Annotated in this window: 10 protein-coding genes and 1 tRNA gene; 10 read left to right on the top strand and 1 reads right to left on the bottom strand. The window is 65.5% G+C overall.

The features are described 5' to 3' along the window. Positions 1–12 precede the first annotated feature (12 nt). The 5 genes from ybaK to B5F74_RS05415 all read left to right on the top strand — a co-directional run bounded on the left by ybaK (position 13) and on the right by B5F74_RS05415 (position 5,501). Positions 13–504 carry a Cys-tRNA(Pro) deacylase gene (gene ybaK / locus B5F74_RS05435; protein ID WP_087200696.1) on the top strand — a complete coding sequence of 164 codons (492 nt, stop codon included), beginning with the start codon at positions 13–15 and terminating at the stop codon, positions 502–504. A gap of 191 nt (positions 505–695) precedes the next feature. Then, positions 696–770, top strand: a tRNA-Thr gene (locus B5F74_RS05430). A gap of 304 nt (positions 771–1,074) precedes the next feature. Further along, positions 1,075–2,352: a C40 family peptidase gene (locus tag B5F74_RS05425; protein WP_087200694.1), complete on the top strand. Its 1,278-nt coding sequence runs from the start codon at positions 1,075–1,077 to the stop codon at positions 2,350–2,352. Positions 2,353–2,438: 86 nt separating this feature from the next. Beyond that, a complete protein-coding gene (locus B5F74_RS05420) occupies positions 2,439–4,496 on the top strand; it encodes a murein biosynthesis integral membrane protein MurJ (protein ID WP_239283364.1) in 2,058 nt (685 codons plus the stop codon). 42 nt (positions 4,497–4,538) lie between these two features. Beyond that, positions 4,539–5,501, top strand: a complete 963-nt coding sequence (locus B5F74_RS05415) for a peptidoglycan bridge formation glycyltransferase FemA/FemB family protein (protein WP_087200692.1) — start codon at positions 4,539–4,541, stop codon at positions 5,499–5,501. Positions 5,502–5,695: 194 nt separating this feature from the next. Here the strand turns inward: B5F74_RS05415 and B5F74_RS05410 are convergent, their stop codons facing one another. Next, the gene (locus B5F74_RS05410; RefSeq protein ID WP_087200690.1) at positions 5,696–6,931 is read right to left on the bottom strand and encodes an ATP-grasp domain-containing protein; all 1,236 of its coding nucleotides are present in this window, start codon (positions 6,929–6,931) and stop codon (positions 5,696–5,698) included. 76 nt (positions 6,932–7,007) lie between these two features. Between B5F74_RS05410 and uvrC the strand changes: the two genes are divergently transcribed. From uvrC to gap, 5 genes are all read left to right on the top strand, one after another. Next, entirely contained in the window at positions 7,008–8,906 is a 1,899-nt protein-coding gene (gene uvrC / locus B5F74_RS05405; protein ID WP_087200688.1) for an excinuclease ABC subunit UvrC, read from the top strand. Positions 8,907–9,098: 192 nt separating this feature from the next. Continuing rightward, positions 9,099–9,605 (top strand): ROK family protein, encoded by a 507-nt coding sequence (locus tag B5F74_RS05400; protein ID WP_087200686.1) that lies wholly within the window; start codon positions 9,099–9,101, stop codon positions 9,603–9,605. Positions 9,606–9,776: 171 nt separating this feature from the next. Further along, positions 9,777–10,718, top strand: a complete 942-nt coding sequence (gene rapZ / locus B5F74_RS05395; protein ID WP_066834477.1) for an RNase adapter RapZ — start codon at positions 9,777–9,779, stop codon at positions 10,716–10,718. A 54-nt stretch (positions 10,719–10,772) separates the two neighbouring features. Further along, a complete protein-coding gene (gene whiA, locus B5F74_RS05390) occupies positions 10,773–11,726 on the top strand; it encodes a DNA-binding protein WhiA (protein WP_087200684.1) in 954 nt (317 codons plus the stop codon). 165 nt (positions 11,727–11,891) lie between these two features. Beyond that, positions 11,892–12,917, top strand: coding sequence for a type I glyceraldehyde-3-phosphate dehydrogenase (gene gap / locus B5F74_RS05385; protein ID WP_066834481.1), 1,026 nt, complete (start codon positions 11,892–11,894; stop codon positions 12,915–12,917). Positions 12,918–13,009: the final 92 nt, after the last annotated feature.

The raw sequence follows: 13,009 nt of genomic DNA, 5'->3' as shown, positions 1-13,009 counted from the left end.
GAAAGGTGTTCCATGAAGGCGGCGAAGCTGCAGAAAACCAATGCGATGCGCGAGCTCGACCGGGCGGGCGTCGCTTATGAGGCACGCACCTACGAGGACGACGGGGAGGAGGCCTCGGGCCTGGGTGTCGCCATCGCGCAGATGCTGGGCGAGGACCCGGACCAGTCGTTCAAGACGCTCGTGACCGAGACACCGGAGGGCGGGCACGTGGTCTGCTGCATTCCGGTTGCCGAGGAGCTCGACCTCAAGGCGGCGGCGCGCGCGGCGGGGGCCAAATCCCTGTCCATGATGCACGTGCGGGACCTGGTCGGCGTGACCGGGTACGTGCGCGGCGGCTGCTCGCCCATCGGGATGAAAAAGCGCTTCCCGACGCTGCTCGACGAGACGTGCGTGCTGTTCGACACCATCAACATCTCGGGCGGGCGTCGGGGCCTGAGCCTCACGTTGGCAACCGACGACCTCATACGGGTGACCGATGCCGTCGTCGCGCCCATCTGCCGCTAGGAAGCGCTGAAACGCTGATCAATTCATTCCGCGCTTCGGCCCCGTAGCGGGCGCCTGGCTGCATATGGGGGGACGTACCTGTTTCATGCATGAATGCACGAAACAGGTACGTCCCCCCATATGCATAGTTGTGTAGGTCGCTTGTGGGGCCTTGCCCGCGAGGGCGCCGTTGCTATAATCGTTATCCGCACGCCGGCGTAGCTTAACGCTAGAGCATCGGTATAGTAAACCGAAGGTGCAGTGTTCAACTCCTGCCGCCGGCTCCAGAGCACGTTCAGGGCCCTCATCGCGAGGGCCCTTTTTTGTGCAAATCGGGGGACGTACCTTCTCCGTGCATGTTTGCACGGAGAAGGTACGTCCCCCGATTTGCACTGGATGGGATGCGCCGCGGACGCACCGAATCGCCCTTAATTCGCACCCTCTCAAGCTTGACTTGAACTTTAAAGATATGTGGATTTGCTGTACCGGTGGCATGAAGGCTCTTTGCGTTCGGGGGAAGCACGTTAGCCGGGACGTGACAACATTGCTATAGTAGAGCCTGCATCTAGTCGATCGAGAGGATCTTTGCGCATGAAGCTCAAACGCACCCGAACCACGCTCGCGCTTCTGCTGTCCGGTGCTCTGACGTTCAGCACGGTTCCGGTGGCTCTGTATGCTGAGCCCACCGCGACGCTTCAAGACCAGGTTGACGAGGCCTACTCCACGCTCATGACCTATACCCAGGAACTTGAGTACGCCAACAACCAGCTGTTCCAGGTGCAGGAGGATCTCACCTCCATCCAGGAGCAGATCAAGCAGACCGAAAGCGATATCGCCACCAAGCAGGCCGAGCTCGAGGAGGGGCAGGCCGCGCTCTCCGACCGCGTCTCGGTCCTGTACAAGCAGGGCGGCTTCAACCTGATGTCCGTGGTGCTGGGCGTGTCCGATTTCGAGGAGCTCTTCTCGCGTGTCTACTACGCGAACAAGGTTGCCGAGCAGGACGCCGCGCTCGTGAATTCGGTCAAGACGACCAAGGCCGAACTCGAGGAGAAGCAGAGCGCCCTTGCGGCCCAGGAGGCCGAGCAGAAGCAGCTCGTGTCCGACCAGGAGGCCAAGACCTCCGAGGTCCAGACGAAGCTCTCCGCCCAGCAGAGCTATTACAACGGTCTCGACAGCGAGCTGCAAACCCAGCTTGCGGCCGAGGCGGCGGCTCGCGCTGCCGAGGCGGCGGCCGAGGCCGAGCGCGCCCAGGAGCAGGAGAACAACAGCGACGGCGGTTCCACCACCGATACCACGACGGGCGGCGATACCAACACGGGTGCGAACACGCCCGATGCGTCGACCCCGTCCGGGGGCACCTCGAGCCCCTCGACTCCGAACACGCCGTCTGGCGGCGGTTCGGACAACACCGTGACGACGCCCGACCCCGAGCCCGAGCCCGAACCTGAGCCCGAGCCCCCGACCGATACGGGCAACACCGATTCCGGCAACGCGCCCTCCGGTGTCGTCGACGTCGCGCTCGCCCAGGTCGGCAAGCCCTACGTGTGGGCAGCCTCCGGTCCGGATTCGTTCGATTGCTCCGGCCTGACCTCCTACGCCTATCGCCAGATGGGCATCTCCATCCCGCATTCCTCCCAGTCGCAGTACAACCTGGTCTCCTCCAAGGGCCATCTCGTGTACAGCGTCAGCGCGCTGAGCCCCGGCGACCTCGTGTTCTGGGGTTACGGCGGAAGCGGCAGCTCCATCTACCACGTGGGCATGTACATCGGCGGCGGCCAGTACGTCCATGCGTCCATGCCGGGCGTCGGCGTCGTGGTCGGCACGCTGTCCACGGGCGGCAACTTCGCCGGCGGCGGTTCTCCGGTGTAAGGGTTCCTGCCTCCATGCACATCTGTCCGAAGCGGCGGGACCCCGGGTTTCCCGGGGTCCCGTTTTATTGACGAATAGGGGATGCGATGGACGACGAGTTCCAGACGAACGCGGACGAGCCGAAACCGCGCGGCGCGCACTTTGCGCCCCGATCCCAAGATGCCGACGAGGCGGCGCGCGGCGCCCACATGGCCGCGCCGAGCCACATGGCCACGCCGAGCCGCATGACGGCGGCCTCGTCCTCACCCGATGAGACCACGCAGTTCATCTTGGCCGCCCAGAGCCAGGAGGCGCGCCGCACGCGGCGACGCGCGCCGCGCCCCGACGAGACCATCGCCTACCTGACCGCCGCCGAGAGCGCCCGGCTGGGCATGGAGTCTGGTTTCGAGGGAGCCGACGTGCCGTCCGCGCCGTTCGCATCCGATGAGGCCGTCGATGCCGATGACGGGTTCGGCAGCCCCGATGCCGCGGACCAGGCCACGGGCGACCTTCCCGCGCTGGACGACTTCGCCCCCGCCGATCTCGAAGAGGAGGAGACCGAGGAGGAGGTCGAGCAGCTGGCCTCCCGCAAGGCCAACGGCGTGAGCCTGCTTGTCATCATCAGCCGCATCACGGGCTTCGGGCGCACCATGGCGCAGGCCAACGCGCTGTCGGGCGCCCTCATGGCGGTCGCGAGCTGCTACACGGTCGCCTCGACTATGCCGAACTTCCTCTACGAGCTCGTCATGGGCGGCATGCTCATCACCTCCTTTTTGCCGGTGTACCTGTCGGTTCGCAAGCGGCTCGGTCGGGACGGCGCGGCCGCCTACGCGTCCAACCTGCTCTCGCTCGTGCTGCTGCTCATGGGCGCCATGTCCATCCTGTGCTTCATCTTCGCGGGGCCGGTCATCTGGACCCAATCGGCCGGTGCGAGCGAGGACTTCAACTTCGATCTGGCGGTCTGGTTCTTCCGGTTCTTCGCGTTCGAGATCATCCTGTACGGCCTGTCGTCGATCATCTCGGGCGTGCTGAACGCGGAGCGCGACTACTTCTGGAGCAACGCGGCGCCGATTCTGAACAACGTCATCACGATCGCGTCGTTTCTGCTGTACGCGTACGTGGTCAACAACGGCATCCTTGACTGGGAGCGGGCGCTCATCATCCTCGCCATCGGCAACCCGCTCGCCGTCGCCACGCAGGTCTTCGTCCAGCTGCCCGCCCTCGCGCGGCACGGCGTGCACCTGCGCCTGCGCATCGACCTGCACGATCCGGCCATCAAGGAGACGCTCGCCATCGGCCTGCCCACGCTCGTGGTGACCTTCGCGTCGTTCCCCACGAGCGCCGTCCAGTCGTCGTGCGCCCTGCAGTGCACGGCCAACGGCGCCGCGATCTCGTACTACTCGCGCGTCTGGTACGTGCTGCCGTATTCCATCCTGGCGATCCCGCTGTCGGTGACGATGTTCACCGAGCTGTCCAACTACCACGTCGCGGGCCGTCTGGACGCCTATCGCCGCGCGGTGGCCTCGGGCATGCGCAAGCTCATGTTCACGCTCATCCCGTGCGCGATGCTTCTGATCGTGTTCGCGCCCTGCCTCATCGCGGCCATCGGCGGCTTCGACGCGGAGGACGCCGCCATGACGTCGATGTACCTGCGCGTGCAGTCGATCGCCCTGCCGTTCTACGCGCTGTCGACCTATCTGCAGAAGGTCTGCTCGTCGCTCATGCGCATGAAGTTCTACGCGATCGCCACCTGCGTTGCCGCCGTGGTCCAGGTGTCGTTCTGCATCGTGCTCACGCCGCTGTACGGCCTGTACGTCGTGCCGTTCTCCTCGACGTTCTTCTTCATCGCGGTCGATGCGGTCACCATCCTGCATATCCGCAAGGAGATCGGTGCCTTCGGTATGATGGAGGTCGCGGCCTCGAGCGTCCGCTCGCTCGCGTTCGGCCTGCTCGGGTCTGCCGTCGGCGCCGCGATCCTGTGGGCGCTCACGAACTTTATGGGCCCGGTCGAGAGCTCGATGGTCCGCGGGTTCGTGTACACTGCGGCTGCCGGCATCCCGGCGCTGCTCGTGACCTATGGCAGCGCGTACGTGCTGCACAAGTCGGAGGCACCGTTCTTCGACGCGCTGTTCGATAAAGCCGCAGGCCTGCTGCGCCGCGCCTAGGCGCCACGCGGGGCTGCTTATTCGCAAGGGAAGGTATCTGCCATGGAGTATCGTCTGATCAACGACGAGGAGACCTGGGACGCGATTCTGCGGGCCCACAACGGTCACCCCATGCAGTCGTGGGGATGGGGCTCGCTCAAGGAGCAGACGGGCTCGTGGACGGCGCACCGCGTGGTGTGCGAGGACGACGGGAAGTTCGTCTGCGCCGCCCAGGTGCTCGAGCGCAAGCTGCCGTGGCCGTTTCGCTCCATCTGCTATGCTGCCCGCGGCCCGGTGGCGGAGCGCGACGAGGACGTGTCGCTCGCCGCCGACCTCATCGCCGAGTGGTGCCGCGCGCACGTGCACGCCGTCTCGCTCAAGATCGACCCGGGCGTGTCGGGCATCAAGCTGGGCGACGGGTGGAAAGAGGGGAACAAAATCTTGATCCCGAACACGGCGACGCTCGACCTGACGCCCGACGAAGACGCCATCATGGCCAGCATCCACTCCAAGAAGGCCCGCCAGTACATCCGCAAGGCGGGGCGCAGCGGCGTGGAGATCCGCCTCGCCACGCGGGAGGATCTGCCGGGCATCATGGAGCTCTACCACAACACCGCCGAGCAGGATGACTTCTTCATCCATGAGGACGAGTACTACTACAAGGCGTTCGATGCGATGGCCGACGTCAACCAGCTGTTCGTGGCCGAGGTCGAGGGCCGTCTGCTCGCCTTTTTGTGGAACATCACCATGCCCGCGGCTGCCTTCGAGCTGTGGGGAGGCGTGAACGACGAGGGCAAGCGCCTGCGCGCCAACTACCTGCTGAAATGGCACGCGATGTGCGAGGCCAAGAAGGCGGGCGCCAAGCTCTACGACCTGAACGGCCTGTTCAACGACGGCATCAGCAAGTTCAAGATGCTGTTCGTGAACGAGCCGACGATGTGGATCGGCACGTTCGACAAGCCGCTGAGCCCGCTGTTCACCGTGTGGGAGCGCGCGCTGACGCTCTACCGCCACTTCTTTAAGTGATCTACTGGGGCTAGGGCGCCGTTACCATAGCGTACAGTCGATGGTTCGCTTACGCGGCTCACGTTGCGGATGGGTCATTTGGGGACGGGTTCGTTTCAACCCATCCCGCGCTTTCCCAGGGAAACGCTGATCAATTCATTCCGCGCCGGGCGGCCCGGTGCCGGGCGCCGCGAAAGCAATCGATCAGCGATTCCCTAGAACGACGTGTCGGTGGGTTCGGGGTAGTAGCGCTTGAACTTGCGCACCTGGTTGAGCTCGGTGAGCGTCACGTCGATCATGCGGCGCAGCCCGGCGTCGGCGCGGTAGCGCTGCGGGTCGTACACGCGGCCGGCGCGGATGAGCGCGTCGAGGCGCGCGAGCAGCTTGGGGTCGCGCACGTAGCGACGCACGAGCCTCGTCGGCACGAGCGTGTAGAGGATCTCGTTGTCGATGCGGACCGGTTCCACGCGCCTCCCGTGCACGAGGTCCTCGACGCAGAAGCGCATGGGGTTGGCGCCGGCGGCGCAGTTGTAGTACGAGTTGCGGCCGATGCGCGGGTTCACCTCGAAGAACAGCGAGCGCCCCGTGCGCGGGTCGCGCTTGACGTCGAAGTTGGCGAAGCCGCGGTAGCCGATATCCGACAGCATCTTGGCGCAGCGCTCCCAGATGCCCGGCATGGGCGCGGTGATCATCGCCACGGGGTTGCCCAGCATGGCCGGCGCGTGGTCTTCTAGCAGGACGTTGGCCCCGCCGAACAGCGTCGGGGTGCCCGTGCTGTCGATATACAGCGTGATCGAGTCCATATAGGTGTCGTCGCCGCCGATCAGCTCCTGGACCAGGAAGCTTCCGGCAAAGCCCGCGGCGCGCAGGTCGCGCCAGAGCTCGTCGAGCTGCTCCTGGCGCTCGACGAAGTAGACCTTCTTGAACCCCTGGTTGATGAAGCGCGCGTACTCGGGGGAGAGCGCCGGCTTGGCGACCACGGGGAAGGGCAGCTCGCTCGGCGCGATTGGATCGGTGCCGGCGAGGCGGACGAGCTCGGTTTCGGGCACGTCGAGGCCGTTGGCCCGGCACAGCTCGTTGAAGCGGTCCTTGTTCGAGACCTGCTCGATGACCTCGGGGCGCGGCGTGGGCGTCACCACGTAGGGGAGCTCGTCGCGGATCGCCGAGATGGCGGGGATGCAGGGCTCGGAGTTCGTGACGACGACGAGCGTCTTGCCCGGGTTGCGCGCGTGGACGCGCTCGAGCGCGGCGCGCACGTCGTCGGCACCGATGGTTTCGACGCGCTCGTGCTCGAAGATGCGGGAATGCAGAATGATGCCGATGGGATCTTGGATCACGGCGACGGCGCGCGTTCCGTAGGCTTCGTGGAATTCGCGGCCGATGGCGTATGCGCCGATGTCTCCGCCCAGGATGACGGGCACGATGTCGGCGTCGTGTTCGGTATGCGCCATGCATCAACCTTTCAGAGGCTATAGTACGATAGCCATCATAGCGTTTAGCACCCGTCTTCGACAGGAGGTCACGAGAATGGCACTCGCCCCGGGCCTTGATCCCGACATCGCCGAGCAGGTCGCCCATGTACCGACCGATCCCGGGTGCTACCTGTGGAAAAACGCTGAGGGCGAGGTCATCTACGTGGGCAAGGCCAAGAACCTGCGCGCCCGCATGAAGCAGTACGTGATGCTCACCGACGACCGCGAGAAGATCCCGCTCATGATGCAGCTCGTGGCGGGCTTCGACTACATCGTGGTCGACAACGAGCACGAGGCGCTGGTGCTCGAGCGCAACCTGATCGGCCAGTACCATCCGTACTTCAACGTCGACTACAAGGACGACAAGAGCTATCCCTACATCGCGGTGACGCAGGGCGACCTGTTTCCCGCCATCAAGTACACGCGCGAGAAGCACAGGCCCGGCACGCGCTACTTCGGCCCCTACACCGATGCCCGGGCCGCGCGCGAGACGATCGACACGCTGCGCAAGATCTGCCCCATCTGCTCGGGCACGTGCGCGGAATGGAAACGCGTGAACCGCCTGCTCGCCAAACATCCCGACGACGCGGACATCATCGGGCTCATCTGCGCGCAGAAGGGGCGCCCGTGCTTCGATTACCACGTGGGCCGCGGCCCCGGGGTGTGCGCTGGCATGATCGCTCCTGAGGAGTACGCGAAAAGCGTGCGGCGCGTGGAGCGCTTCCTATCGGGCCAGCGCCGCGAGCTGGTGGGCGAGCTGAAGGAGGACATGGCCGAGGCCGCCGCGAACCTCGATTTCGAGCGGGCGGGGCGCATCAAGCGCAGACTCGAGGTCATCGACGGGCTCGACGACCGTCAGCAGGTCGTGTTCCCCACGAGCGTGGACATCGACCTCATCGGGTTCTACCGCGAGGAGACGATCGCCGGGGCGTGCGTGTTCGTGGTGCGCGAGGGCCGCACGGTGCGCAGCTGCGAGTTCATCTTGGACAAGGGCCTCGACGTGGCGGAGGAGGAGCTCGTCTCGGGCTTCGTCAAGCGCTATTACGACGAGACGGCGGACATTCCCTCCGAGGTGGACGTGGCGGTCGACCTGGAGGACGCGGAGGTCATCGGCGAGTGGCTCACCGCCAAGCGGGGGCGCAAGTGCGCGCTGCACCGGCCGCAGCGCGGCGAGAAGCGGCATCTGCTCGAGATGTGCGAGCGCAACGCCCGCCATGCGCTCATGCGCTACATGATGCGCACCGGCTACGCCGACGACCGCACGAACCAGGCTCTGCTGCAGCTCGAGAGCGCGCTGGCGCTCGACGAGCCGCCCATGCGGATCGAATGCTTCGACATCTCGACCATCCACGGCCGCTTCACCGTGGCCTCGATGGTCGTGTTCACGAACGGCCGCCCCGACAAGAGCCAGTACCGTCGGTTCAAGATCCGCACCGAGCTCACCGAGGCGAACGACTTCGTGTCCATGTCCGAGGTGCTCGGGCGCCGCTACGCGCCGGAGCGCATGGCCGACGAGCGCTTCGGGTCCCGTCCCGACCTGCTCGTGGTCGACGGCGGCAAGCCGCAGCTGACGGCGGCCATGAACCAGCTCGAGCAGCTGGGGCTCGATATCCCGGTGTGCGGCCTCGCCAAGGCGGACGAGGAGGTGTTCGTCCCCTGGGACGATACGCCAGTCGTGCTGCCGTCGGGCTCGGCGTCGCTGTACCTGATCAAGCAGGTGCGCGACGAGTCGCACCGCTTCGCCATCACGTTCCACCGCGAGTTGCGCGACAAGGCGATGACCGTGAGCGTGCTCGACGAGGTGGAGGGCGTGGGGCCCACGCGCAAGAAGGCGATCATGCGGCATTTCGGCTCCATGAAGAAGCTGCGCGCGGCAAGCGTGGACGACATTGCCGCCGTGAAGGGCGTCCCGCGCGCCGTGGCGCAGGCGGTCTACGACACGCTGCGCGCCTGAGCTTTTGGTCTTTTAGGGACAGGTGATTTTTATTCACGCCGGTGCGAGGGCACCGGCGTGAATAAAAATCACCTGTCCCTAAAAGACCACGTCGTGCAAGTGGTTCTTACTGGCATGCAGGTTGGTACCGCGCCGGGGCCGTCGCGCATGCGCTGGCCCCGGCGCGCCCTCGCTTAAGGTAAAGAGTCCGCGATGGAACAGATGACCATCGCCGCCGTCGACATCGGCGGCACCAAGATTGCGTGCGGCCTGGTGTCCATAGGGGAGGCCGGCGGCGCGACTCCGGTCGCCTCGGCCGTCGAGAAGATACCGACCGAGGCGGCGCAGGGCGGCGAGCACGTGCTCGCGCGCGTGATCTCTGCCGTGCAGGCGGCGCTCGAGCGCGCCGAGGGGCCCGTTGCCGGCGTGGGCATCTCGTCGGCCGGCGTGGTGGACCCGCGCACGGGCGACATCACCTTCGTCAACGAGCTCATGCCCGGCTGGGGCGGCACTAAGCTCGCCGCTGCCGTGAGCGAGGCCTGCGGCCTGCCGTGCCGCGTGCTCAACGACGTGCACGCGCACGCCCTGGGCGAGGCGCGCTGGGGCGGCGGGCGCAAGGCGTCCAGCTGCCTAGTCGTCGCCGTGGGCACGGGCATCGGCGGCGCCATCGCGCATCCCACGAGCCTGACCTCCTGGTTCAAGGCTGAGGTCGAGAAGTAGCCGCTTCGGTTGAAGACGACGTCGCTCCGCGGGGCCGGCGCACCTGCCGGCCCCGCGGAACTTTTTGGGACGGGGCCATCTGCTTCCCGGCAGCCGGGGGCAAATGACCCCGTCCCAAAAAGTTCCACCCGGGTATACTGAAAAGAGTGCGTTTGCCCGAGGAGGTCTTCTATGCCCGCTGCTAACGACAACCCCATCACCAAGGCCGAGCTTGCCGACCGCGTGCCTGACGTCGTGGTCATCACGGGTATGTCCGGATCGGGGCGCACCCAGGCCATGCACGTGTTCGAGGACATGGGCTACTTCTGCATCGACAACCTACCGCCGCGCCTCATCCTGCAGCTCGCCGAGCTCGTGGGCATCAACGCGGGCATCGGGCGCCATCTCGCCGTCACGTGCGACCTGCGCAGCCAGGGTCTGTTCGATGAGCTGCAAGATGCCATCCAGATGCTGCGCGATCACGAGATGAGCTGCAAGATCGTCTTTCTGGAGGCCTCGGACGAGGTGCTCATGCGGCGCTATAACGAGAACCGCCGCCGCCACCCGCTTGCGATGCCCGGCGAGACCACTGCCGACGCCATCCAGCGCGAGCGCGTGCAGCTGGCGAGCATCCGCGAGTGCTCGGACATGACCATCGACACCACGCGCCTGCGCACGAGCGAGCTGCGCGCCAAGCTGCTGGTCGCCTTCTCGGAGCTGACCGACCAGCAGCTCATGGACGTGCGCGTGTTCTCCTTCGGCTTCAAGCACGGCATGCCCGTCGAGGCCGATATCATGATCGACGTGCGCTTCCTGCCGAATCCCTTCTATGACCCCGAGATGCGCAAGCTGACGGGGCTCGACGAGAAGGTGTCGACGTTCGTGCTGGAGAACCCCAAGACCAAGGAGTTCCTCGACGCCTGGTTCAAGCTGCTCGATGCCGTGATGCCCGGCTACGTCGCCGAGGGCAAGCCGCAGCTGTCGATCGCCATCGGGTGCACGGGGGGACAGCACAGAAGCGTCGCCATCGCCGAGGCGACGGCGCACTACCTTGAGCGCCAGTCCTATCACGTGAGCATCTCGCACCGCGACCTCCCGCGCGCGAACCGGACCGCCACGGGCGAGGCGCACTGACGCCCGCACGTCTGAAGGTTCGTGCCGACCCGATACCTGAGAAGGGGTGGATAGATGTCGTTTACCGCCGAGGTGCGCGACGAGCTCGCGCGCTGCGCGCCGACCTGCGAGTACTGCAACATCGCGACGCTCGCGGCGCTCGCCCGCGTCTGCGGCACCCTGAGCGTGCGCGGCGGCGGCCACTACCGCCTGCAGGTGGCGACCGAGACGGGCGCCGTGGCGCGCACCATGATCGGGCTCACCCATCAGATTCTCAAGCTCAAAACCGAGTTCACCGTGCGCAAGAGCGTCTTGCACCGGGTCCGCAACTACCTGATCGCCCTGCCCGACCAGCCCGACCTCGAGAAGGCGCTCGTGCTGCTGGGTATCCTCGACCGCTCCGGAACGCTCGTGCGCGGCATCCCGCACCATGTGGTCGCGCGCGACTGCTGCCGGCTCGCCTACATCCGCGGCAGCCTCATCGCGGGCGGCTTCGTGGCCGACCCGCGTGGCGACTTCCACCTGGAGATCTCGGTGCAGGGCGAGCAGTTCGCCCATGCGCTCGCCGACCTCATCGGGCAGGTGAGCGTGCGCGCCCGCGTGAACCGGCGCCGCTCCTCGTTCGCCGTCTACATCAAGAGCGCCGACGACATCTTGCGCCTTTTGCGCGAGGTGGGGGCGCAGCGCTCGGTCGCCGAGATCGAGGAGGCGCGCGTCGTCAAGTCGGTGAAAAACGCCGTCAATCGCCGGGTGAACGCCGAGCTCGCCAACCAGGGCAGGAGCGCGGGCGCCGCCCAGCGCCAGATGGAGCTCATCGAGCAGGTGAACGCGCTCGGGCTCAGGCAGTCGCTTCCCTCGGCCCTGTCGGCCTTCTGCGACCTGCGCGAATCGCATCCCGACCTGTCGCTTCGCGATCTGGGAGAGATTGCCGACCCCCCGCTTTCGAAGTCGGCGCTCTACCATCGCGTGCTGCGTCTGGAAAAGCTCGTCGAAGCCGCTGGTCCCGATATGAATGAATCGCTTCAATAGCCGTTTTCCTGCGGTTTTGAAGCAATTCAAAGCTCTGAAAATTCTCAATTCGACCCCTATTGTCGTGAAACTCATCACGAAAAAACGGTATATTCTAAGAGGTTTGTTTGTAGGCCTCAGCGGCAGGCAAGGGAACCTGCGGGGGCCTCGCGAAAGGAGACAAGCATGGCAGTAAAGGTTGCGATTAACGGCTTTGGCCGCATCGGTCGTCTCGCGTTCCGTCAGATGTTCGGTCACGAGGGCTCCGAGATCGTTGCTATCAACGACCTCACGTCCCCCGACATGCTTGCGTACCTGCTGAAGTATGACTCCACGCAGGGCAACTACGCTCGCGATCACGAGATCACCTCCGACGAGAACTCCATCACCGTCGACGGCAAGCAGATCACCATCTACAAGGAGGCCGACGCCAAGAACCTCCCGTGGGGCGAGCTGGGCGTCGACGTCGTGCTCGAGTGCACCGGCTTCTACACCTCCAAGGCCAAGGCCCAGGCCCACATCGATGCTGGCGCCAAGAAGGTCGTCATCTCCGCTCCCGCCGGCAACGACCTGCCCACCATCGTCTACAACGTCAACCATGAGACGCTGACGGCCGAGGACAACATCATCTCCGCCGCCTCCTGCACCACCAACTGCCTCGCCCCGATGGCCAAGGGCCTGAACGACTTCGCCCCGATCGTGGCCGGCATCATGACCACCATCCACGCCTGGACCGGCGACCAGATGCCGCTCGACGGCCCGCAGCGCAAGGGCAACAAGCGCCGCAGCCGCGCCTGCGCCATCAACATCGTCCCCAACAGCACCGGCGCCGCCAAGGCCATCGGCCTGGTCCTGCCCGAGCTCAACGGCAAGCTCATCGGTGCCGCCCAGCGCGTCCCGACCCCGACCGGCTCGCTGACCAACCTCTACGCCGTCGTCGACAAGCAGGTCACCGCTGACGAGGTCAACGCTGCCATGAAGGCCTACGCCGCCACCATCTCCGAGACCTTCGGCTACAACGAGGACGACATCGTCTCCACCGACATCATCGGCGAGACCCACGGCTCCATCTTCGACGCCACCCAGACCATGTGCAACGATCTGGGCAACGGCCAGACCCTGGTGCAGGTCGTTTCTTGGTACGACAACGAGAACTCCTACACCTCTCAGATGGTCCGCACCATCAAGTACTTCGAGAAGTTCGTCGGCTAAGCATATCCCGACCAGAGCTTCTTAGCGTCTTGAATTGAGAGGGCGCGGCCTTAAGGCGTATGCCCCAAGGTCGCGCCCTCTTTTCATATGCA

The organism is Collinsella sp. An271, from assembly GCF_002159695.1.
Lineage (GTDB): Bacteria > Actinomycetota > Coriobacteriia > Coriobacteriales > Coriobacteriaceae > Collinsella > Collinsella ihumii.
This window is presented reverse-complemented; position numbering and strand designations above follow the sequence as displayed.

Bases quoted from the DNA above. Each gene is read 5' to 3' on its own strand.
- B5F74_RS05425 (WP_087200694.1), top strand. From the start codon at position 1,075: ATGAAGCTCAAACGCACCCGAACCACGCTCGCGCTTCTGCTGTCCGGT.
- B5F74_RS05420 (WP_239283364.1), top strand. From the start codon at position 2,439: ATGGACGACGAGTTCCAGACGAACGCGGACGAGCCGAAACCGCGCGGC.
- B5F74_RS05410 (WP_087200690.1), bottom strand. From the start codon at position 6,931: ATGGCGCATACCGAACACGACGCCGACATCGTGCCCGTCATCCTGGGC.
- rapZ (WP_066834477.1), top strand. From the start codon at position 9,777: ATGCCCGCTGCTAACGACAACCCCATCACCAAGGCCGAGCTTGCCGAC.
- whiA (WP_087200684.1), top strand. From the start codon at position 10,773: ATGTCGTTTACCGCCGAGGTGCGCGACGAGCTCGCGCGCTGCGCGCCG.
- B5F74_RS05400 (WP_087200686.1), top strand. From the start codon at position 9,099: ATGGAACAGATGACCATCGCCGCCGTCGACATCGGCGGCACCAAGATT.
- uvrC (WP_087200688.1), top strand. From the start codon at position 7,008: ATGGCACTCGCCCCGGGCCTTGATCCCGACATCGCCGAGCAGGTCGCC.
- ybaK (WP_087200696.1), top strand. From the start codon at position 13: ATGAAGGCGGCGAAGCTGCAGAAAACCAATGCGATGCGCGAGCTCGAC.
- B5F74_RS05415 (WP_087200692.1), top strand. From the start codon at position 4,539: ATGGAGTATCGTCTGATCAACGACGAGGAGACCTGGGACGCGATTCTG.
- gap (WP_066834481.1), top strand. From the start codon at position 11,892: ATGGCAGTAAAGGTTGCGATTAACGGCTTTGGCCGCATCGGTCGTCTC.